This window comes from Allotamlana fucoidanivorans (genome assembly GCF_006265225.1).
Classification (GTDB): domain Bacteria; phylum Bacteroidota; class Bacteroidia; order Flavobacteriales; family Flavobacteriaceae; genus Allotamlana; species Allotamlana fucoidanivorans.
In genome coordinates, this window is the sequence record NZ_VDCS01000004.1 from 187,119 (window position 1) to 209,745 (window position 22,627).

General features: G+C 35.1%; 21 protein-coding genes and 1 pseudogene. 7 read left to right on the forward strand and 15 right to left on the reverse strand.

Annotation, left to right across the window (positions count from 1 at the left end; genetic code table 11):
• Positions 1–61 precede the first annotated feature (61 nt).
• The 7 genes from FGF67_RS05200 to FGF67_RS05225 form a co-directional block, all read right to left on the reverse strand.
• Positions 62–322 carry a four helix bundle protein gene (locus FGF67_RS05200; protein WP_233244012.1) on the reverse strand — a complete coding sequence of 87 codons (261 nt, stop codon included), beginning with the start codon at positions 320–322 and terminating at the stop codon, positions 62–64.
• On the reverse strand, positions 285–440 hold the full coding sequence (locus FGF67_RS17505; protein WP_233244013.1) for a four helix bundle protein: 156 nt from the start codon (positions 438–440) through the stop codon (positions 285–287). The genes FGF67_RS05200 and FGF67_RS17505 overlap by 38 nt, the downstream gene beginning before the upstream one ends.
• 75 nt (positions 441–515) lie before the next feature.
• Complete coding sequence (locus FGF67_RS05205; RefSeq protein WP_139695422.1) at positions 516–1,355, reverse strand: ABC transporter permease; 840 nt, start codon at positions 1,353–1,355, stop codon at positions 516–518.
• A gap of 143 nt (positions 1,356–1,498) precedes the next feature.
• Positions 1,499–2,083 carry an adenylyl-sulfate kinase gene (gene cysC, locus FGF67_RS05210; RefSeq protein ID WP_139695423.1) on the reverse strand — a complete coding sequence of 195 codons (585 nt, stop codon included), beginning with the start codon at positions 2,081–2,083 and terminating at the stop codon, positions 1,499–1,501.
• A 7-nt stretch (positions 2,084–2,090) separates the two neighbouring features.
• Positions 2,091–2,885, reverse strand: a complete 795-nt coding sequence (cysQ, locus tag FGF67_RS05215; protein ID WP_139695424.1) for a 3'(2'),5'-bisphosphate nucleotidase CysQ — start codon at positions 2,883–2,885, stop codon at positions 2,091–2,093.
• Between the two features lie 19 nt (positions 2,886–2,904).
• Entirely contained in the window at positions 2,905–5,364 is a 2,460-nt protein-coding gene (locus tag FGF67_RS05220) for an exopolysaccharide transport family protein (protein WP_139695425.1), read from the reverse strand.
• A gap of 11 nt (positions 5,365–5,375) precedes the next feature.
• A complete protein-coding gene (locus tag FGF67_RS05225; protein WP_139695426.1) occupies positions 5,376–6,176 on the reverse strand; it encodes a polysaccharide biosynthesis/export family protein in 801 nt (266 codons plus the stop codon).
• A 106-nt stretch (positions 6,177–6,282) separates the two neighbouring features.
• On the opposite strand from FGF67_RS05225, the gene FGF67_RS05230 reads away from it, so the two are divergent.
• Both FGF67_RS05230 and FGF67_RS05235 read left to right on the forward strand, forming a co-directional pair.
• The gene (locus tag FGF67_RS05230; protein WP_139695427.1) at positions 6,283–8,145 is read left to right on the forward strand and encodes an ABC-F family ATP-binding cassette domain-containing protein; all 1,863 of its coding nucleotides are present in this window, start codon (positions 6,283–6,285) and stop codon (positions 8,143–8,145) included.
• Positions 8,146–8,154: 9 nt separating this feature from the next.
• Positions 8,155–8,928 (forward strand): O-methyltransferase, encoded by a 774-nt coding sequence (locus tag FGF67_RS05235; protein WP_139695428.1) that lies wholly within the window; start codon positions 8,155–8,157, stop codon positions 8,926–8,928.
• A gap of 21 nt (positions 8,929–8,949) precedes the next feature.
• Here FGF67_RS05235 and FGF67_RS17510 read toward each other — a convergent pair whose 3' ends face one another.
• The 3 genes and pseudogenes from FGF67_RS17510 to FGF67_RS05250 all read right to left on the reverse strand — a co-directional run bounded on the left by FGF67_RS17510 (position 8,950) and on the right by FGF67_RS05250 (position 10,916).
• Complete coding sequence (locus tag FGF67_RS17510) at positions 8,950–9,333, reverse strand: OmpA family protein (protein WP_233244016.1); 384 nt, start codon at positions 9,331–9,333, stop codon at positions 8,950–8,952.
• 396 nt (positions 9,334–9,729) lie between these two features.
• Positions 9,730–10,680: pseudogene (locus FGF67_RS17515) on the reverse strand (DUF5723 family protein); the annotation flags it as partial.
• A 26-nt stretch (positions 10,681–10,706) separates the two neighbouring features.
• Complete coding sequence (locus FGF67_RS05250) at positions 10,707–10,916, reverse strand: hypothetical protein (protein WP_139695431.1); 210 nt, start codon at positions 10,914–10,916, stop codon at positions 10,707–10,709.
• 164 nt (positions 10,917–11,080) lie between these two features.
• Here FGF67_RS05250 and FGF67_RS05255 point away from each other — a divergent pair, with 164 nt between their 5' ends.
• The 5 genes from FGF67_RS05255 to FGF67_RS05275 all read left to right on the forward strand — a co-directional run bounded on the left by FGF67_RS05255 (position 11,081) and on the right by FGF67_RS05275 (position 18,889).
• Entirely contained in the window at positions 11,081–12,979 is a 1,899-nt protein-coding gene (locus FGF67_RS05255; RefSeq protein ID WP_139695432.1) for a hypothetical protein, read from the forward strand.
• Between the two features lie 112 nt (positions 12,980–13,091).
• Positions 13,092–13,664, forward strand: coding sequence for a cob(I)yrinic acid a,c-diamide adenosyltransferase (locus FGF67_RS05260; RefSeq protein WP_139695433.1), 573 nt, complete (start codon positions 13,092–13,094; stop codon positions 13,662–13,664).
• Positions 13,665–13,896: 232 nt separating this feature from the next.
• Complete coding sequence (locus tag FGF67_RS05265; protein ID WP_019387375.1) at positions 13,897–14,118, forward strand: DUF2795 domain-containing protein; 222 nt, start codon at positions 13,897–13,899, stop codon at positions 14,116–14,118.
• Positions 14,119–14,280: 162 nt separating this feature from the next.
• Positions 14,281–17,634: a preprotein translocase subunit SecA gene (gene secA / locus FGF67_RS05270; RefSeq protein ID WP_139695434.1), complete on the forward strand. Its 3,354-nt coding sequence runs from the start codon at positions 14,281–14,283 to the stop codon at positions 17,632–17,634.
• A gap of 136 nt (positions 17,635–17,770) precedes the next feature.
• A complete protein-coding gene (locus FGF67_RS05275) occupies positions 17,771–18,889 on the forward strand; it encodes a BamA/TamA family outer membrane protein (protein ID WP_139695435.1) in 1,119 nt (372 codons plus the stop codon).
• A 1-nt stretch (position 18,890) separates the two neighbouring features.
• On the opposite strand, the gene FGF67_RS05280 is transcribed toward FGF67_RS05275, so the two are convergent.
• The 5 genes from FGF67_RS05280 to rpmG form a co-directional block, all read right to left on the reverse strand.
• Positions 18,891–19,583 carry a peptidoglycan DD-metalloendopeptidase family protein gene (locus FGF67_RS05280; RefSeq protein ID WP_139695436.1) on the reverse strand — a complete coding sequence of 231 codons (693 nt, stop codon included), beginning with the start codon at positions 19,581–19,583 and terminating at the stop codon, positions 18,891–18,893.
• Positions 19,584–19,643: 60 nt separating this feature from the next.
• Positions 19,644–20,948 carry a 30S ribosomal protein S12 methylthiotransferase RimO gene (rimO, locus tag FGF67_RS05285; protein ID WP_139695437.1) on the reverse strand — a complete coding sequence of 435 codons (1,305 nt, stop codon included), beginning with the start codon at positions 20,946–20,948 and terminating at the stop codon, positions 19,644–19,646.
• A 118-nt stretch (positions 20,949–21,066) separates the two neighbouring features.
• On the reverse strand, positions 21,067–22,041 hold the full coding sequence (gene ftsY / locus FGF67_RS05290) for a signal recognition particle-docking protein FtsY (RefSeq protein ID WP_139695438.1): 975 nt from the start codon (positions 22,039–22,041) through the stop codon (positions 21,067–21,069).
• A 243-nt stretch (positions 22,042–22,284) separates the two neighbouring features.
• Entirely contained in the window at positions 22,285–22,434 is a 150-nt protein-coding gene (locus FGF67_RS05295) for a DUF4295 domain-containing protein (protein WP_139695439.1), read from the reverse strand.
• 10 nt (positions 22,435–22,444) lie between these two features.
• On the reverse strand, positions 22,445–22,627 hold the full coding sequence (gene rpmG / locus FGF67_RS05300; RefSeq protein WP_139695441.1) for a 50S ribosomal protein L33: 183 nt from the start codon (positions 22,625–22,627) through the stop codon (positions 22,445–22,447).

Below are 22,627 nucleotides of genomic sequence, written 5' to 3' on the forward strand. Positions count from 1 at the left end.
TTTATTGTTTTTGTTCGTGAAACGTCTTTTGTGAAATGTGAAACGTTTATGGTGAAACGTCTCACCCCTCACACTTTACCCCTTCCGTTTCAAATAATTTCTTAATCCTAAATAACAACTGTTTTACTTTTAAACACATATCAACAGTATCTTGATTATCATTAACAAACTGTAAGCGAACTGCAATTAAATACTGAGTCTCCACTTCAGCTAAAGCCCCTAAAGCAATAGACAAAAACTGTATCAGTTCCTTATCACTTTTTCTACCGCATCCCTCCGATATATTAGTCCGATATTTTAGAAGGAATAGAAACCTCGGCACGCTGCATCTTACTGGTCAACACATAACGCTCAGCATCAGGAAAAACCGAAGTAATTTTATAAATCAGTTCAATCAAATCCATACTCGATTTCCAAACCTCTAAATCCTTATGATCCATATTTTTTGTTATTCGAAAAACATCTCACGTCTCACCCTTCACGTTTCTCATCCCACTGCTCTCCTCTCACACGTTTCAAACCCGTTCAACAATAATAGGAATAGACAACCGATACCATACCAAAGCCACGCACATTAAAGGAATACTTCCTAGTAACAACATCATATAATAATTGACAAATTCTAACGAGCCGCCCGTTAGTACATTCCTGGTAACTTCAATAATTGGAGTAAGCGGATTGTACAGCATCAAGGTTTTCATAATACCTGAATCGGGAATAGCATACACTACGGGAGTAATATACATCACAAACGATAATCCTAAGCTTATAAACTTGTTAACATCTCCATACAACATACTTACCGGAGTTATAAATAGTCCTATCATAGTACCAATAAAAATAGCAGCTAATAAGGCCAAAGGAAAAAACAAGATATACCAGCTCAATGACATGTGATACACCAGCATCAATATAAGCAACAACACCATTTTAATACTACTGCTGAACAATAATTTATATAATCCAGATACCACAAGGGCTTCCTTAGGAAAATTAATTTTACTCAATATCCCTCGGGCGCTATTCGTACTGGCTGTAGGGGTATTTATCGCTTCTTTTAAAACAGACCAGATTAAGGTTCCTGAAAACACATACACAGGATAAGGAATTCCTGTATCAGACAGTTTTACTGTACCCGAACTACTTAAAAAAATCCAGACAAAGGCGGTGGTTAAAGGCATCACAAAAGCCCACAAAATACCAAAATACGATTGCCGATACTGCGCCTTAATATCTCTAAGTGCTAATTGCTTGGCTAAAAAATGGGAGCCTAAAACATCTTGGACCGATGCCTTTAATAATCTGCCAAATTTTAAATGATTATCCTTTTGGTAAATTCGAGTTTCTAATGCCATATGCTATACTAAAATCAAGCCTATTTATAAAAACAAACCCAACTATGCAGTAAATATAAGTTGCTCAAGGCATTCAAAAAAATGAATCCCTTTTAAAATTGACTTATATAACATAAATCACATACCATATACAGCATAACCAGTTACAACCTAGATTCCAAATAAGTTAAAATCTTAGCCACAGCTGCTTCTGGCGTTTCTTCCGTCGTTCTAATTTCAATAGTAGGATCTACTGGTGTTTCAAAGGGCGCACTTATACCTGTAAAATTTTTAATAGCGCCAGAACGTGCTTTCTTATACAACCCTTTTACATCACGTTGTTCACAAACCTCCAAGGGCGTGTTGACAAACACTTCAATATAGTTTTCTTCACCTACAATGGTCTTAATATCGGCCCGTATTTTAGTATACGGGGTTATAAACGCTGCGATAACCACTAAACCAGCATCAATAAATAACTTACCCACTTCAGCCGTACGCCTTAAGTTTTCAAACCGATCTGCTTTAGTGAATTTTAAATCTTGATTTAATCCTCGTCTTAAATTATCACCATCTAAACTATAGGTATGTATTCCTTGCTTATGCAAGGTTCGCTCTAAAAGATCAGCAATAGTAGATTTCCCCGATCCTGATAGTCCTGTAAACCATATTAAGCAAGGCATATGTCCTTTTAAAGCGCCTCTATCTTGCTTGGTTATGGTATACTTTTGTTTTTTTACCTGCTCCATATAGATTCTATTGTACTAAAAAATACGGGTTTAATAAATCTTCCTTATTGTACTGCAAGGGTTCTCCTGTATCTATGCGTTGCACTGTAAGACCAACAGCCGAGCAAATGCCATGTCCGGCAGCCGTATCCCATTCCATGGTAGGCACAAATCTAGGATACATATCGGCGTCACCTTCCGCCATTAAACAAAACTTTAATGAACTGCCTTTTGAAACTATTTGTACCGACTTCCCTTCTTGTTCTAACCCTGCAATAAAAGCATCGGTTTCTCTACTTTTATGCGAACGGCTCCCTATCACACGAAGAGGTTTACCGTCCTCATGCTTCGGGTATATGCTTATCTTATCTTTAAATATAGCGGTTGAATATACCGCCTTATCTAATGAAATCTTATAAGCTACTCCATCTGATACCACACCATAATACAAGGTCTTTAAAACAGGTACATAAATAACCCCCATAACAGGTTGTCCGTTTTCTATCAAAGCAATATTAACAGTAAACTCCCCATTTCTCTTTATAAATTCTTTAGTGCCATCTAAAGGATCAACCATCCAACAAGTACGCCAATGCTTACGTTCTTCATATGGAGCTTGTTTATGCTCTTCACTGATAACAGGAATATGAGTTGATTTTAAATAAGAATGAATAATCTGATGAGCACGTTCATCTGCCACGGTTAACGGCGAATGGTCTGATTTGAATTGCACCTCAAAAGAGGTTTCATAAACCATCATAATTTCAGCCCCTGCTTTTATGGCAGCCTCAACCGCTATAGCTAAAAGTGTATCCTTTTCCATGTTAAACGAATATAAGGAACTACCTTCTTTTTAACAAAGTCTTCAATTTACGCACTACACCTCCTTTTTTCCCACCACTTTCATGATACCCATTAGCATAATTCCCATAACCATAGCCATAACCATAACCGTAACCATAGCCATAACCATATTTCGCCTTTTGATCATAGCCATTATAAACTATGCTGATGTTTTTCACCTGTTTGGTTCGATACTTTTCATTAATAAAATTAAGCATTTCACGTTTGGTATAGTCTTGTCTGACAACATAAATAGAAGCGTCTACATGTTCATTAAGTTCTAAAGCATCCGCAACCAACCCTACTGGTGGTGTATCTAATACGATGTAATCATAGGTTCTCTTAAGCTCCTCAATCATTTCCTCAAGCTTATCATGCATCAACAACTCAGAAGGATTAGGAGGAATAGGTCCCGAGGTTATAAGATCTAACCCTGCAATATCTGTAGATTGAATAACAGTGTTTAGCGATGCGTCTCCTATTAAATAATTGACAATACCTAAATCATTTTTAATATTAAAATCATCAAAAATCTTAGGCTTTCTTAAATCCAACCCTAATAAAATCGTTTTTTTACCACTTAACGCAAAAACGGTAGCGATATTGATAGAACAAAAGGTTTTCCCTTCACCACTCACTGACGAGGTTATCATCACGGTACGTGCCCCGTCTAGATTCAACCCTTTATAAAAATACTGTAATCCCGAACGAATGGCTCTGAAAGATTCTGCCACAGCCGATTTTGGTTTTCTATGTACAATCAAATTATTGTCTAAAAGGTTTTTACCAACCACCCCAAGAATAGGAATAGACGTTAGTTTTTCAACATCTAGCGGACTGTGAATATTATGATCTAAAAATGTTAACACTAGCGCTATAAGCAATGGGATTAAAAGCGCTATAAAGCCTGCAAACACATAACGTTGATTTAAATTTCTTCCCAACACTGTCGCTCCAGTATTTTTTGCAGGGTCAATTACCAATATATCTGAAACATTGGACGCCTTAATAATTTCAGCCTCACCACGCTTGGCCAAAAACACATTATAAGTTTGCTGACTCAAAGTGTATTGCCGTTCCATACCAATAAGCTCTTGCTGATCTTCTGGCAATTTACTAAACTGTAATTCTACAAGCTTTAAATCTTGGTTTACAACATCCAACTCGCGCTTTAAACCATTGGTTACCGAACTAATATTTTCTAATAAAACATTCTTCAATCCTTCAATCTGTCTATTTAAATCATCAAAAATAGTAGCGTCTTTCCGTACAGAATATTGAAGTTTAGACTTTTGAACTGAAAGTTCATTTATTTTTGCAACGTTAGATAATATATTAGGATCTCCAATTCCTGCTATACTTGGGGCTGGTATATCCGTAAAACTGCTACTTGATAACAAATAATGTTTTAACTGCGAATAATAATCTAACTGTCTGTTTATACTTTCTTTACTAGCATCCAACTTAGAGAACTTATCATTGAGCAGCTCACTTTCACTATCTAAACTGAATATTTTATTTTTCTTTCGGTAACTATTTAAGGCACTGGCATTTTCTGAAAGTTCATCTTTAACGCGTGCTATTTGTTCTTCAATAAAAGTAATGGCATTGGTAGCATACTGATTTTTACGTTCCAATTGATCTTCACTCAACACCGCCACAACGGTATTTAAATAATCAACAATTTTATGCGTATTTTTATCTATCAATGAAATATCTAAAATAGGGGAAGATTTCATATTATTAACGTTCAACCGCCCTTTATAACTCGCTACAACCCCATCAAAATGACTAAACTGAATAAACAAAGGAGTGTTAATATTAGGGGTTCTACCTTCTGCAAGTTTCAATTCACCCTTTAAAAAAGGTAAATCTATAGCCTCTCCTATGGTATAGCGTCTCTTAAAAAGTCCAACTGGTACATCAACCCGAGATATCTGCTTAGTGATGTAATTTTGAGCACTAACTACAGCACTTTCAAAGTTAATCTCCAGCTCATACGTAGCTGCATCAAGAAAAGTAACCTGTATAGGTATATTGATGAGCTGCGCGGTATTGTAATCATGATAAAACCGAAATGGTGCAGCCTTATAAATATCTTGTTTTCTAAAGCGTCCTTGTTTTAAATAACTCTTATAAAACTCCAACCTATCCACCACTTTCTCATGGTGTGTTCTAGACGATAAAGTAACTATTATGGTTTGCAACTTTGCGGTAACACCACCCCATTTAAAAGTTAAACTGGCATTAGATGTAAATAAAGGATTCGTATCATCCTCAATTGAGATTTTAGTACCCAACCGATAAGAAAACTCTTCTCTAATATTTTTTTGGTAGACTATAAAAACACCAATAGCAAGTAATACCACAAAAAGCTTCCAATAGCTTAAGGCTCTAAATAGAAACTTCTTTATATCGAATGTAGTACTTGACTCTAAAACTTCAAATTCCTCTTCCATGCCTTAACTATTTAAAGAGATTTTGCTAAAAAATACGTTGAAACCGCTAACGAAAATATAGACGCTACCGTGAGTAAAGTCTGCGTAGCTGTAGTACCTAATCCTAAGGCCTTACGTTTTAAAGGTTTTACCAAAATAATATCATTGGGTTGAATGAAATAATAAGGTGATTCCATGGCCTTTATATCCAATAAATCTATGTGGTGTATTTTTTGCCCATCAGGATATTGCCTTATTACTAGTATATCAGATCTATTCGCTGTCAGTGCTACATCGCCTGCATTGGCAAGCGCTTCAATAATATTCACTCGATCTTGATATAAGGTATACACCCCCGATTTGGCATCTCCAGTTACCGTATACCGCAACCCCGCTAGTTTTACACGTACAAAAATCTCGGCACTTTCTTTAAAATACTGACTTAACAATTCATCCTTAACCTTATTTTCTATTTCTTCAATGGTAAATCCTAACACATTAATCTCTCCTAAAACAGGAAACTTTATATTGCCATGCAGATCAACCGTAAAGCCATTAAAGTACAAACCTGCCCCTCCTTGTGAAATATTGCCGCTTGAAGTAGCACTTTGAACGGGATTAAAAATACCTACCAATTCCTCATCTAAAGCCTTTACATTAATACTTAGTATATCATTGACCTGAACTCTATAAGGTTTGGGTATTTCATTAATTACCAAAGTACTATCGGTGGTTGTTCCTTTATTCTGAAGGTAAACCGTATCTTTATTCGTGATACAGGATACAAAAACAACATGTAGTATTATGACTAGCAGAAGAATACTTCTCTTCATTATGAGGCTGTTTGATTTCTCACAAATATAAGTTTTAGGGGGGAACAATAAAACTTATGCGGTATTTTTTGGTTTTTTGTCCGTTATTTGCAAAAAACTTTAGCTTTTGAATTATTTAAACGTAGAAAATATATCCAAATCTTACGGTGAACTGGTGTTATTTGAAGACCTTTCGTTCAGCGTACATAAGGATCAAAAAATTGCTTTTGTAGCCAAAAATGGCACAGGAAAAACGTCTATCTTAAATATTCTTTCTGGAGATGACCAACCCGATTCTGGACATATTATTTACAGAAAAGACATCAAAGTATCTTTCTTATCACAAGACCCTAAGTTTGATAAAACGCGTACGGTTGAAGAAACCATTTTAGCAAGTGATAACCCCATTTTAAAAGTTATTTCTAACTACGAAAAATCCCTATTAAACCCAGAAGACACAGATACTTATCAAGCCGCGTTTGACGCTATGGAACGGCATCAGGCCTGGGATTTTGAAACCCTTTACAAACAGATTCTCTTTAAATTAAAACTAGAGAATCTCAACGAAAAAGTCAGCACGCTTTCAGGCGGACAAATTAAGCGCTTAGCCTTGGCTAATGCCTTGATAAATAAACCTGATTTACTTATCCTGGATGAGCCTACCAATCATTTAGATCTTGAAATGATTGAATGGCTGGAAGCCTTTTTTGCCAAAGAAAACATAACGCTTTTTATGGTCACTCATGACCGTTATTTTTTAGAACGCGTTTGTAACGAAATTATTGAATTAGACGAAGGTGAACTGTACAATTACAAAGGAAATTACTCCTATTACCTAGAAAAAAGAGCCGAACGTAAAGAGCGTGAAGCTGCCGAAACTGGAAAAACCAAACAATTATTTAAGAAAGAATTGGAATGGATGCGTAGGCAACCCAAGGCACGAACTACAAAGTCGAAGTCAAGAATAGATGATTTTTTTGAAATAAAACACAAGGCACACCAGCGTAGAAAAGATCACGAAATTCAGTTAGAACTCAATATGGAACGGCTAGGAAGCAAAATCTTAGAATTCCATAAAGTATCTAAAGCCTTCAAAGACAAAACGATTCTTAATAGTTTTGATTACACCTTTAAAAAGGGCGAACGAGTTGGTATTATAGGTAAGAATGGTACAGGTAAAACAACCTTTTTGAATATTTTAACCCAATCAGCTCAACCTGACTCAGGTAAAGTGGTAAAAGGCGACACTGTTAAGTTTGGCTACTACACCCAAAATGGTATTACCATAAAACCCGAACAAAAGGTCATTGATGTTATTCGTGAATTTGGTGATTATATTCCGCTTAAAAAAGGCAGACAAATAAGTGCACAACAGTTATTAGAACGCTTTTTATTCAGCAGAAAAAAGCAATATGACTTTGTTGAAAAATTAAGTGGCGGCGAACGTAAACACTTATACTTATGCACTGTTTTAATTCAGAACCCTAACTTTTTAATTCTGGATGAGCCAACAAACGATTTAGATATAGTCACTTTAAACGTTTTAGAAAGTTTTCTTTTAGACTTCCCTGGATGTATTATTGTAGTATCTCATGACCGCTATTTCATGGATAAGATTATTGATCACCTTTTTGTATTTAAAGGCGAAGGCGTCATTGAAGACTTTCCTGGCAACTATACAGACTATAGAGTTTATGAAGACAGCCAACCCGACACACCCACTATAGCCGAAGACAAAAAAGAAAAACAATCCTGGAAACAAAATGAAGCCTCTAAACTATCTTTTAACGAAGAAAAGGAATTAAGAAATATTGAGAGTAAACTCAATGCGCTGGCTTTCGATAAAAAGGAACTGGAGAACAAGTTTAATAATCCAGACCTGTCACAAGATGAGATTAACACACTCTCTCAAGAGCTTCAAGCACTTCTTAATCTCATTGAAGCTAAAGAAGAACGTTGGTTTGAACTCTCATCAAAACTAGAAGATTAATCACATATCATGCTTTACCAGGTTAAGCAGTACCTAAAATTCCTAATAGCCTCTACCAATCAACACGGGGTACACTCGCCTTTTGTATTTAATTTGGTTACCCAGTGTTTTTATGACAAGAAAAGCTATACCAATTACCACCTTATTGAGCAGTACAAAAACACATTGCGCAACAACAAATCAACAATAAAAATTACTGATTTGGGTGCAGGCTCACAACGCATGAACCAACATGAACGCCTAATATGTGATATGGCCAAGCATGCTGGAACTCCGCTAAAAAGAGCAAAACTTTTATATCGCTTGGTACAATACCTTCAGCCGAAAGAAATTTTAGAATTAGGCAGTTCTTTAGGTATTGCAACACATGCTATGGCGTTAGGTAATCCAAAAGCTAAAATCACCTCTATTGAAGGTTGCCCCAATACTGCTACATTTGCCAGACTCCAATTAGGTAATCTCAACAATAGTTCTGTTGAGATTATTAATCAAGATTTTTATAAAGCGATTACTAAGCGTAGCCAAAATCAATACAATCTTATTTTCTTTGACGGCAATCACCAAAAGGAAGCTACCTTAAACTATTTTAAAACCCTTTTACCAACCGTAAATAATGACACGGTTTTTATTTTTGATGATATCCATTGGTCAAAAGAAATGACACAAGCTTGGGATATCATAAAAAAACACCCCAAAGTAACGGTAACTATTGACACCTTTTTCTGGGGGTTTGTTTTTTTTAGGAAAGAGCAAGCTAAAGAGCATTTTACAATAAGAACCTAAAACAAAGAGTTCCTCTAGTATTTACTTAACCAAGTTAATTTCAACCCTTCTATTTTGGGCTCTACCAGGTTTATACATATTGGTTGCTATTGGTCTTCTTTCACCATACCCAACAGCCTTCAACCTGCTCGCATCTACACCATTTTCAACTAAAAAGTCCAAAACTGATTGTGCACGTTCTTCAGACAGCTTCTGATTAAACGCATAGCTACCAATACTATCGGTATGTCCTTCAATGGAAAACTTTGCACTTGGATAAGCATTTAATATTTTCACAATTTCATTAAGAACCTCATGCGACTCTTCTTTTATTTCAGACTTACCATGATTGAATAAAATAACTTTTGCAAAATCATTTAACGCTTTTTGAACCTCTTCGGTAATCTCTACCTCAGGACATCCCATATTAGCCACAGTGCCAGCGTCATACTTACACTTATCGTCTTTATCAAGAACACCATCGCCATCAGTATCTTTCCAAGGGCAACCATTATTTTCTACTGGTCCTACTTCACTCGGACATTCATCTTCATTATCTAAAACCCCATCACCATCTTGATCTCCCCAAGGGCATCCTTTATTTTCAACAGGGCCGAGTGTTTTTGGGCATTCATCGTCTTTATCAATAACACCATCACCATCCTTATCTTTTGCTTCATTTTTGAACAAACTAATTTTTAAACCAGCATATACATCAGCCTCTTTATTATTATCACTCAAAACTGCAGAAATCACAGAGCCAGAACCTATGTACAACGGGCCTGCCCTTAAACCTGCCCCTATTCTAAACCCACTTTTTTCAATCACACTGAATGGCAAGTAAAACCCAAACCATTTACTTTCATAACGTGGTGTTAAGGATACTGTATTCCATATATAATTGGCAGTTTTTCTTGATTTAGATATTAAAGAAACGTCTGTATTGAGATTTATATAAAATGCATTATTTATGTTCCAATCGGCATTTACATGAACGGCCGTTGGTAAATCCAGTTTAACCCCCCTACCAGAATCTTGCAAGGTGTAAAAATTCCTTAAAAAAGAACCAAAGTCCTCTGCATTATCAAAATCTTCTTCACTAATATTTGAATTAGTCACAATGTAGCCCTCTCAAATACCTTCTTTATAATTAACAAATCCAATGTCTGTGACTGATAAGCCTATTTTCAACTCATAACCTCCAGCCTGATTTTGTTCATTTTGATTGGGACGCCACTCATAAGTAAATCCAAAATCAGCACCAAAACCTTTGGCTTTTTTAGGAAGTTCATATTCATAATCATCACTATCAAAATCATCAAATCGTGCAAAATTTAAAAACCCAGTAGATGATATACTCCCTGTGGTTTCACCGCCTCCTAAATCGGTTCCATCAGCATCATAAGTTACACCTCAGTTTTCCCCAACCGCATAAGAACCTCCTAATCCTTGTAAATATTTCAAACTAACTCCGGTCTTCAAAACGTGCTGCTTTTTATGAAGTAAAATCTGGGCATAAGATATACCTAATTCGGCCCAAGCATGTGCAAGTACATTGACGTGGTCTTCTTGAATCATAAAATCATCGGTTGTATCATCTTCAATCGCTTGAATTGAAGCGCCATCTAAATCATTTATATTTCCAAATGATCTTCCTCGAGTAAAGAGCGCAATCGATGTGGTTTCCCCTAAATTAAACAACACAGATGGTCCTAGAACATCAACATTTGCAGCTGCATGATTCCCAGATTTTGGATATTTATTAGCCCTCATCAAACTATAATCATCTTTCAGCGCATCTAATAAATCAACACCATAATAATCATCGTTCCAAAGGCATTAAAACCCATTAAATTAATATCTAATTTAAATGGTGTGCTTACAATGTTTGCGGGGTTGTTAATAACGTTATGTACTCCGTTATAATTATCACCCATAAATCCTATATAAGATTGAGATCTGACTGTTGAAACTATTAGTAAAATAAGGAGTAAAGGTATTCTTTTCATAAGCTGGTTTGAATCATGAGTTAACAAAAATAATTTTTTCTAACAGAAAAACCACTCATGATTTTATCAATATATAATAATTAGTAAAATAACTTCCTTCTCGCTATTTTTGATAGAAATTCTTTCAATATTTTATACTTTTACAACTTACCTTACAAATTAAAATGAATAAATTATTAATCTTATTCCTCCTTGTTAGCTTAAATAGTTTTTCTCAGTTCAAATTAACAGATGAAAGTCTTGAGGAAAAATCCTTCAGAATGTTGCACCGACCTTCTCCTAACAATAAACTTTCACAGTATTTAAAATCTCACATAACAGCTGAAGAGCTCCAAATAATTAATAATTCACTCAAGACCAAAAATATTAATAGTTTAAGAATAGTATTTGATATAAATAAAAATGGAAGACCATGGAATTTTAGAGGTTATACTGGTAATAAACAGCTAAATCAAAAATTATACCAACTTGTGACTTTCTTTTTAACTAACGAAATACCAAATTTGGCAGACCTTTATCAAGCAAGACATAAAATACAATTATTCACTAGAGAGAATGACACCACCTTTATTAATGCAAGCACGGTTATAGTTAGTGATTATCCACCAAAATTTGACATCTACAAAAGGAACAAAAAAACGGCAATAAAATTAAATAAAACGAAGCCTAACGCTAACTCTTCTATTTCAGATGTTTTTAATTATCACGCTATTGAAGACTGTCAAAGTGCTCCTCGCTATACTGATGCTTATGGCTGTTTCTCAAGAAATTTCGAAAAATTTATTATTGCCAATTTTAACAAAAGGATTTTTAAAGAAGAAAACATCATAGGTTTCTATAAACTTCCTGTTAAGTTTGAAATTGACAAAAAGGGTAAACTTCATTTTATTCCCTCCACAAATTCAAATTCCATTTTTACTTCAACACTAACAAAATCCCAAAGTGCATGGAATGCTAACGCGAGAGCTTTTGGTGCAGTTATTTTAAATGCCAAATCACCAGAAAATATAGTTCAAAAAAAAGATAGCACCAAAACTTTCAAAACTAATATTAAGGCTAACCCAAAAACAACCACATCCAATGAAACCTATTTACGCCCTATAAATGACACGTATGATTCTAACTCTTTAATGCTAGATAGCTTTGAAAAAATCTCAGACACTGTTGGTGTTGCGTATGAGCAACTAAATCCAATAAACAAAGAAGTTGTTAGACTTATGAAATTATTTGAACCCAATGTTGTAGCACCTTCTAAAAGGAATAATGTAGCAGTGGCCTCTATGTTTTCAGGTCTATTCGACCTTTTTATCCCAGAGATTCTAGATGAAAATGAAATTGAGACTTTAGAACAATGTGCCTTCACCAAATTCTTTAATGATAAATTGGACCAAAACTTAGTTACAGCCTGTGATAAACCCAAGCAGTATCCTCGCTTTATGCCAAATTTCTTAAAGCAAAGTGCTCAAGTTAAGGTCTTTTTTTATTTTAACCATAAGGGAAAATTAGACCAAGTTTGGGCCAATGCACTCAATGTAGATTTGAATAAAGACATTGTGAGTGCTTTTAAAAAATATCCTCTGGATAGTTTACAACTCGATAAATCAATCAATAAACTATACTCATTAGTTGTTATTAGGGATATAGCGAATAAGAAATATGTTTTATGCGATGAAAAAGTTCAATGCTCTATTATTGGGGAATATACTCCTTGTGAAGATTGCAAAAATTTAAACGACATTAAAAAACACAATAACGAAGAAATTAGCAACCACATAAAGAGCAAGGTAAAATCCTCTAACTATTCATTTAAACTAAAGCAAAAAGCAAAAAGTGATAATACCAATGAAATTTTAATTTATATTTCAATCGCCAAAAATGGTTCTATAAGTCCTATCGCCATTCATATTAAAGACACATCTAATAGTATTTCAGGAAACGGTAATTGGGCTGTTGAAAAACTTAAATCTATTATTTCCGAGATGCCTAATTTTACCAAGCCACATAAAGACTTACCTACTGGGTTTCATAATAAAAAGTTTGTATTTCATATTGATAATAACTAGAATACTAAAGTCCATTTCTCAATTGAGTTTAAACGTATAGTTGTTAAGTCGTCTGGTTTCTATTACTTTTGAAAAAACTTGACGCTTTTTACGTCATTGCGAGACACATTATATGAAAATCTACACCAAAACAGGAGACAAAGGTACCACCGCACTATTCGGTGGCACACGTGTACCAAAACACCATATACGCATTGAAAGCTACGGAACCATTGACGAACTCAATTCACACATGGGTCTAATTAGAGACCAAGACATCAATCAAAATTATAAAGATGTAATTACACATATTCAAGACCGCCTGTTTACTATTGGTGCCATCTTAGCTACAGATCCTGAAAAAGCCCTATTAAAAAATGGAAAAGAACGCTTAAACATTCCCAAAATAAGTCCAGAAAACATAGAACGATTAGAAAAGGAAATGGATACCATGAACGAGGCTTTGCCTCCTATGACGCATTTTGTACTTCCTGGCGGTCATCAAACCGTGTCATTCTGTCATATAGCCCGTTGTGTTTGCCGTAGAGCTGAGCGTTTAGCTACTGCACTTGATGAAATTGAACCCATAGAACCGCATACCTTAATGTACCTAAACCGTCTTTCTGACTACCTTTTTGTGTTGGCACGAAAATTGACTTTTGATTTGCAAGCTGATGAGATTAAATGGATGCCTGAAAAGCGATAATTTAATTTTTGCTACATGGCTCTGAATGGTATTGAGAAATCCTTCCCAAATTAATAAATGAAGGCAAAAAAGGACGTTTCAATCCAAGTTAAAAGACACCATATTGAAATAACTTGCAACGGTTTAGTCAACAAAAACATACGTTCTTAAAATTAATAAGTAAATATTTCATTTTTTTCTTGCTTGTTTGAAGTAAAAAATTATTTTTGCACAAAAATTAAACACGTAAGAAATGTATTGGACATTAGAATTAGCATCATATTTAAGTGATGCACCTTGGCCGGCAACAAAAGACGAGTTAATAGATTACGCTATTAGAACTGGTGCGCCATTAGAGGTTGTTGAGAATTTACAATCTATTGAAGATGAAGGGGACTCTTATGATTCTATTGAAGAAATCTGGTCTGATTATCCAACAGACGAAGATTACCTCTGGAATGAAGATGAATATTAAAAAAGCATAAAGAATAACAAAAAAGTCTCGATTTGAGGCTTTTTTTTTGTTTTAAATCACACATAAAAGCGCAACAAGATGTATCTTTGAATGCTTTTGAAAGCGCAAAATTGACATCAAAAAAAACTAGATTAACCTAGTAAAAACATATAACATTACACCATGAGTTTTTTAAATTCTGTATTAAAAATATTTGTTGGCGATAAATCTAAACAAGACGTAAAAGCCATAATGCCTATTGTAGATAAAGTTAAAAGTTTTGAAGCTGCTTTAGAAACCTTGGGTCACGATGAACTAAGAGCTAAAACATCTGAATTTAAAACTAAAATAGCTGAAGCCAATAAAGAGATAGATGCTAAAATAGCTAGTTTAAATAAAGAAGCTGAAACCACCGAAGACATTGACAAACGTGAAGATATTTATCAAGAAATTGATAAACTAAACGACGAGGCTTATAAAATCACCGAAGATGTTTTAAATGAAATACTTCCTGAAGCTTTTGCCGTTGTGAAAGAAACAGCAAAGCGTTTTGTAAATAACACATCCATTTCCGTAACCGCCAATGAATTTGACCGATTGATTTCGGGCGATAAAGCCTATGTGACTTTAGAGGGCGATAAAGCCGTTTGGGCCAATTCTTGGGATGCTGCTGGAAAACCGGTTACCTGGGACATGATTCATTATGATGTTCAATTAATTGGCGGTATTGCCATGCACCAAGGAAAAATTGCCGAAATGCAAACGGGTGAAGGTAAAACCTTGGTAGCCACACTTCCTGTTTATCTTAACGCTCTTGCTGGTAAAGGCGTGCATTTAGTAACGGTGAATGATTACCTTGCTAAGCGTGATAGCGCTTGGATGGCACCAATTTTTGAATTCCATGGGTTAAGTGTAGACTGTATAGATCATCATCAGCCCAACTCACCAGCACGAAGAAAAGCCTATAATGCTGATATTACTTACGGAACCAATAACGAGTTTGGTTTTGATTATCTGCGTGATAACATGTCTCACGCACCCGAAGACTTGGTACAACGTCCGCATCACTATGCGATTGTTGATGAGGTAGATTCTGTTTTAGTTGATGATGCACGTACACCATTAATCATTTCTGGTCCTATTCCAAAAGGGGATCACCATGAATTTAATGAGCTAAAACCAAAAGTTGACGATATTGTTGGGGTACAACGTAAATATTTAACTGGCGTTCTGGCTGAAGCTAAAAAGTTAATTAAGGAAGGTGACACCAAAGAAGGTGGTTTTCAATTACTACGCGTCTATCGTGGTATGCCTAAAAACAAAGCTTTAATTAAGTTTTTATCTGAGGAAGGTGTAAAGCAGCTACTTCAAAAAACAGAAAACTTTTACATGCAGGATAATAACCGTGAAATGCCAAAGGTTGATGCCGAATTGTACTATGTTATTGAAGAAAAGAACAATCAAGTAGAATTAACGGATAAAGGTGTTGACTATATTTCTGGAAAAGATAACCCTAATTTTTTCGTATTACCCGAAATAGGTGTTGAAATTGCCAAAATTGAAGAACAAGGTCTAGATCCTGAAAAAGAAGCGACCTTAAAAGAAGACTTATTTAAAGATTTTGGTGTAAAATCAGAACGTATTCATACCTTAAATCAGCTATTAAAAGCCTATGCTTTGTTTGAAAAAGACACACAATATGTGGTGATGGACAACAAAGTTATGATTGTTGATGAGCAAACAGGCCGTATCATGGATGGTCGTCGTTATTCAGATGGTTTACATCAGGCTATTGAGGCTAAAGAAAATGTGAAAATTGAAGATGCCACCCAAACCTTTGCTACCGTAACCCTTCAAAATTACTTTAGAATGTACCGCAAACTTTCTGGTATGACAGGTACTGCCGTTACTGAAGCCGGTGAGTTTTGGGAAATCTATAAATTAGATGTGGTTGAAATTCCTACCAACCGTCCAATTGCACGTGATGATAGAGACGATTTAGTATATAAAACAAAACGTGAAAAATACAATGCAGTAATTGATGAAGTCACCAAATTATCACAGGCAGGTCGCCCAGTGCTGATTGGTACAACTTCGGTTGAAATTTCAGAGTTACTTGGAAAAATGCTTAGTATCCGCAAGATTCCTCACAATGTATTAAACGCAAAACAACATAAAAAAGAAGCTGATATTGTAGCACAAGCAGGTCATGCAGGTCAAGTTACCATTGCAACCAATATGGCAGGTCGTGGTACAGATATTAAACTATCTGATGAGGTTAAAAAAGCTGGTGGTTTAGCTATTATTGGTACAGAGCGCCATGATTCTCGACGTGTAGACCGCCAGTTACGTGGTCGTGCTGGACGTCAAGGAGACCCAGGAAGTTCGCAATTCTACGTCTCACTTGAAGATAACTTGATGCGCTTATTTGGTAGTGAACGTATTGCCAAAATGATGGATCGCATGGGATTAAAAGAAGGCGAAGTGATTCAGCATTCTATGATTTCAAAATCTATTGAGCGTGCACAGAAAAAAGTAGAGGAAAATAACTTTGGTGTTCGTAAGCGCTTGTTAGAATATGATGATGTCATGAATGCTCAACGTGAAGTTGTTTACAAACGTCGTCATCATGCCTTACATGGAGAACGTCTTCGTGTAGATTTGGCCAATATGATTTTTGATACTTCTGAAGGTATAGCCGAGACCAACAAAGGAGCTAACGACTTTAAAAACTTTGAGTTTGAATTGATTCGGTATTTCTCAATGAGTTCTCCTATTTCTGAGCAAGAATTCGGAACATTATCGGCTCAAGAAATCACCTCAAAAATTTATAAAACCGCCTTTGAGCATTACAGAGAGAAAATGACCCGTAATGCTGATATTGCTTTCCCTGTAATAAAGAATGTTTACGAAAATCAGCGTGATAAATTTAAACGTATTGTAGTACCATTTACCGATGGGGCAAAAAGTTTAAATGTAGTTACGGATCTTGAAAAAGCCTATGAAACTAACGGTAAACAGTTGATTACCGATTTTGAAAAGAACATTACTTTAGCCATTATTGATGATGCCTGGAAAACGCATTTACGCAAAATGGATGAGCTGAAACAATCAGTACAGTTAGCTGTGCATGAACAAAAAGACCCGCTTCTTATATACAAATTTGAAGCCTTTGAATTGTTTAAAAGTATGATTGATCAGGTAAATAAAGATGTGATTTCTTTCCTTTTTAAAGGTGAATTACCTCAGGAAACACAAGATACTATTCAAGAGGCTAGAGCAAGAAAGCAAGAAAAATTGAATACCCAAAAAGAAGAAATTCCCAATTTGGATGAGCGTTCGGCACAAAATCGCGCTGCAGGAAACACCCAACGTCAGCCAGAAGTTGTTGAAACTATTGTACGTGATAAACCTAAAATTGGACGTAACGACCGTGTTACCATTAAAAATGTATTGAACGGTGAAAGCAAAACATTAAAATATAAGCAAGCTGAGCCTTTAATCACCAAAGGAGAATGGGTTTTGATTGAAGATTAATTCTGCCTCATTTTATAAAAAGCATAAAAAACCCAATAGAAAATCTATTGGGTTTTTTATGCTTTCACTGAGTCCCATTTTAATCTTTAAATTTCAAATGTTTATTGTATTTTTAAACTGACCATTATTTCACGTTATGCAACCAAACAGATTATTAACAGCTTTTATTCTTGTATTACATGTTACCTTAATGCAAGCTCAAGAGCCCCAAAAAGATACTATTTTTAATGCTGCATCAAAAACTTTTGTAGCAGTGCCATTAATTACTAATAATCCTGCAATGAAAACTGGCTTTGGCGGCTTAGGTATGTACCTTTTTAGTCTTAATAAAAAAGACACAATTTCCCCGCCTTCTCTAGCTGCTTTATACGCTATTTATTCAACCAATAAAAGCTATGTTGCTGTTCCTGCAGGTCGTTTTTTTTGGAACGAAGATAGAAACAGAGCCTCTGTAGCCCTAGGAACTTATCGTGTTAATAATGATTTCATATACAATGAACTTGGTAATGATTTACGTTTAGTATACTCGGAAATTCGTAACTTTATAACTCTTGAATACAGTAGAAAAATAATTAGTGACTTCTATTTAGGCTTTCTTTATTGGGGCACCAAAACACTTTATAAATTTGACCAAGGCACCAAAGAAGAAAACGAATTAACGGAGGAGTTTTTTAAAGAAAATGGTATTGAAGATAATTTTATTTCAAGTATTGGGCTAAATTTTTCTTATGATAGTAGGGATTATGTGTACTATCCAACCAAAGGATTTGTTTTTAGTATCAGGCCAAAACTCTTTAATGGTTGGCTGGGAAGTGATAATAATTATGTAGACACCGATTATAATTTCACCTATTATTACGCATTAGCAAAAGATAAGGTTTTAGCAACGAGACTTTCGGGAGGTTCTGCTTTTGGAGATGTTCCTTTTGACGGCTATCAAACCTATGGTTCAAGAAGTAGTCTTAGAGGGTATGAAGCAGGAAAATATAGAGGAAAACATTTAATCACTCTCCAGTCTGAATTAAGATGGCGCTTTTATAGAAAATGGGGTGCCGTATTTTTTGCTGGAACCGGGAGTGTTTGGGGCAATGAGAATAATGGCGAAGAAGAATTTGAACGCCAATGGCTTCCAAGCGCCGGGGCAGGATTAAGATTTATGGTTTCTCCTGCGAAAAAAATTAATTTAAGATTAGACTATGCCTATGGTGTAGATGGAAATCAAGGACTTTACTTTGGAGTAATGGAAGCTTTTTAAATCATTGATTTAACCCCAGTAAAATATTAGGATCTGGACAATTGGTTTTATAAAAAGCTAGATTTTCTTGACTACAAACTCCAGGATAATCTCCCCAAAAACTCTCAATATCTTTAATGACTTGAAAATGTAAATGTGGCGGATAGTCTCCATTAACATTCGAAGTTCCTAAAGAACCTATGCGTTGTCCTTGTTCAATTGTTAGTCCTACCTCTAAATCATGCAGCGATTCTAAACTTAAATGACCATAAAGCGTATAGAACACATCCTCATCAATTTGATGCTTTAATATAATAGTAGGGCCATAATCTCCATAATTGGTATTGTTATTAAAACTATGTACTGTACCAGCAAACACTGCCAACACTTTAGTTCCAGCATCACACCATAAATCTAACCCTAAATGGATATTACGTTCTGTTTCTGTGTTTTCATTAAAATGGGAGCTACGCTTATAAATGTTTCGAATTTCTAAATAACCACCATAGGCTACCTGAGCCTTATAATTTTTGAGATAATTATTTATATAAACACTGAAGTTTTCAGAAGAAGTCAGGTCTATATCATTTAAGTCCGTATTCGATTCAGATAAATCAATCGCAATATAGTTATCTCCAGTATTGGGAATATCCAAAACCTGTAACGTTTCAAAACACGCCGATTTAATAACTTCTGAAAATAGACTAGATCCCATACATACTATGCTAAATATCCAAAAGTAACGCAATATTATTTAAAATAATAAACCTGAAAATTAGATAACCACCTCAGCGTATAAATCAAAATCTTCAGCCTCAACAACCTTAACCTTAGCAAATTCGCCTGTTTTTAAATACGTAGTTGTAGCATCAATAAGCACCTCATTATCTACATCAGGAGAATCAAACTCTGTTCTTCCAACAAAATAGTTTCCTTCTTTCCTGTCTATTACCACATTAAACTCTTGACCAATTTTTTCCTGATTAAGTTCCCAAGAAATTTGAGATTGCACTTCCATGATTTGATTGGCACGATCAGTTTTAACTTCCTCAGGTACATCATCCTCAAGATTATAGGCATGTGTATTCTCTTCATGGCTATACGTAAAACACCCCAAACGTTCAAAACGCATGGTCTTCACCCATGCTTTTAACTCTTCAAAATGCGCTTCAGTTTCTCCGGGATATCCTACTATAAGCGTTGTTCTGATAGTCATTTCTGGAACTTTCTCTCTAAAAGTTTCAATCAGTTTTGTTGTTTTCTCCTTAGTAGTACCACGGCGCATACTTTTTAATAGATCATCAGAAATATGCTGTAACGGAATATCTAAATAATTACAAATCTTCGGTTCTTTTTTCATTAAATCGAGTACATCCATCGGAAATCCCGTTGGAAAAGCATAATGCAAACGAATCCACATTATACCCTCAACCTTAACTAAGGCTTCAAGTAATTCTGCCAGATTTCTTTTTTTGTATAAATCTAACCCGTAATAGGTTAAGTCCTGAGCTATTAAAATCAATTCTTTAACCCCATTTGCTGCCAATTTCTCTGCCTCAATAACTAAATCTTCTATAGGAGTACTTTTGTGCCTACCTCTCATAATTGGAATAGCGCAAAACGAGCAAGGTCTGTCACACCCTTCAGCAATCTTTAAATAAGCATAATTTTTAGGCGTGGTGGTTAAACGCTCTCCTATCAGCTCATGCCTATAGTCTGCCCCCAAGGCTTTTAATAAACCTGGTAATTCTGTTGTACCAAAATACTGATCTACATTAGGAATTTCCTTCTCCAAATCGGGTTTATAGCGCTCGCTTAAACAGCCCGTAACAAATACCTTATCTACCTCCCCTTCTTCTTTTTTTTGCATATACTCCAAAATGGTGTTTACACTCTCTTCTTTGGCATTGTTTATAAACCCGCAAGTGTTTATTACAACTATATTACCCTCTTCTTCATGAACTACATCTTTACCACTGGCCTTTAATTGCCCCATTAAGACCTCACTGTCATAAACATTCTTGCTACAACCTAGTGTAACTACATTGATCTTATTTTTCTTTAGAGATTTTGTACGCATAATTTCTATAAATCAGGCTGCAAAGATACGTAATGATGATGGATATAGAATTCATTCTAAAAACAAAAAAGAGACATAACGCATCATGTCTCTTTTAAATATCTTGAATTCTTAATTTTTATTTAAAAAACGAATCCACAAATTCATATTTATTAAATACTTGTAAATCTTCAATACCTTCACCTACGCCAATATACTTTACAGGAATTTGAAACTGATCTGAAATACCGATAACAACACCGCCTTTGGCTGTTCCATCAAGTTTGGTAACCGCTAATGACGTAACTTCAGTGGCTGCCGTAAATTGTTTAGCTTGTTCAAAAGCATTTTGCCCTGTAGAACCATCTAACACCAAAAGAACATCATGCGGGGCATCACTCACAACCTTTTGCATAACGCGTTTTACTTTTGTCAACTCATTCATAAGGTTTACCTTATTATGGAGTCTCCCTGCGGTGTCAATAATTATTACATCTGCATCTTGGTGTACACCAGATTTTACAGCATCAAAAGCCACAGAAGCAGGATCACTTCCCATATTTTGACGTACCATTGGTACTTCTACACGATCTGCCCATACTTGCAGTTGATCTATAGCAGCAGCTCTAAACGTATCAGCAGCTCCTAAGACGACTTTTAATCCTTTCTTTTTAAATTGATAGGCCAATTTACCAATAGTAGTGGTTTTACCAACACCATTAACCCCCACTACCATTAAAACATAAGGTGTTTTATGGCCACCATCTTGTTTAGGTAATTCAGGAATGGTATAATCTGTTGCTTCACCAGAATTTGTTTCACTTAACAGCGCTGCAATTTCTTCTCTAAGAATCTGATTGAGTTCATCGGTTCCCAAGTATTTATCTTTAGACACACGTTCTTCAATGCGCTCAATCACTTTAAGTGTAGTATTTACGCCAACATCACTTGACACTAAAACTTCTTCAAGATTATCTAATACTTCATCATCAACTTTTGATTTTCCTGCAACGGCTTTACTTAGCTTTCCAAAAAAACTAGTTTTTGATTTCTCTAAGCCTTTATCTAAAGTTTCCTTTTTCTCGGAAGAAAATATTTTTTTAAAAAAACTCATGGTCTCTTTTGGTTGGTTAAACGCTATAGTATTAACGATTGAAATATCTGTTAAAAACGCTTCCTTATAAAGTTGCCAGAAACGCATTCTACATATACAATCAGATAACACCTTAAAACATGGTAGTCAATTTTCTTACCATATTTACTTTTCTGCTATTTTGACAGAAAAGCATTCAAATATAAAAATAAAAAAGCTGCTTTCTATATGAAAGCAGCTTATAATATCTTGAAACGAAACCTTTTATTTCTTTAAAAAGTCGTTAACTTCTTCTGGACTCATTATAGACTCAACAAACATGTAAGCTCCTGTTTTTGGAGACTTAACCATTTTTATTGCTTTTGTTAATCTTTTAGATCCTGTTTGTAATGATGCTACTGATTTCTTTGCCATGATCTATGTCTTATTTAATTTCTTTATGAACTGTCATACGCTTTAGGATAGGATTAAATTTTTTAATCTCCATTCTTCCTGGCGTATTTTTTTTATTTTTTGTAGTAATATATCTTGAAGTTCCTGGTTGACCAGATTCTTTGTGCTCAGTACACTCTAAGATTACTTGTATTCTGTTACCTTTCTTTGCCAT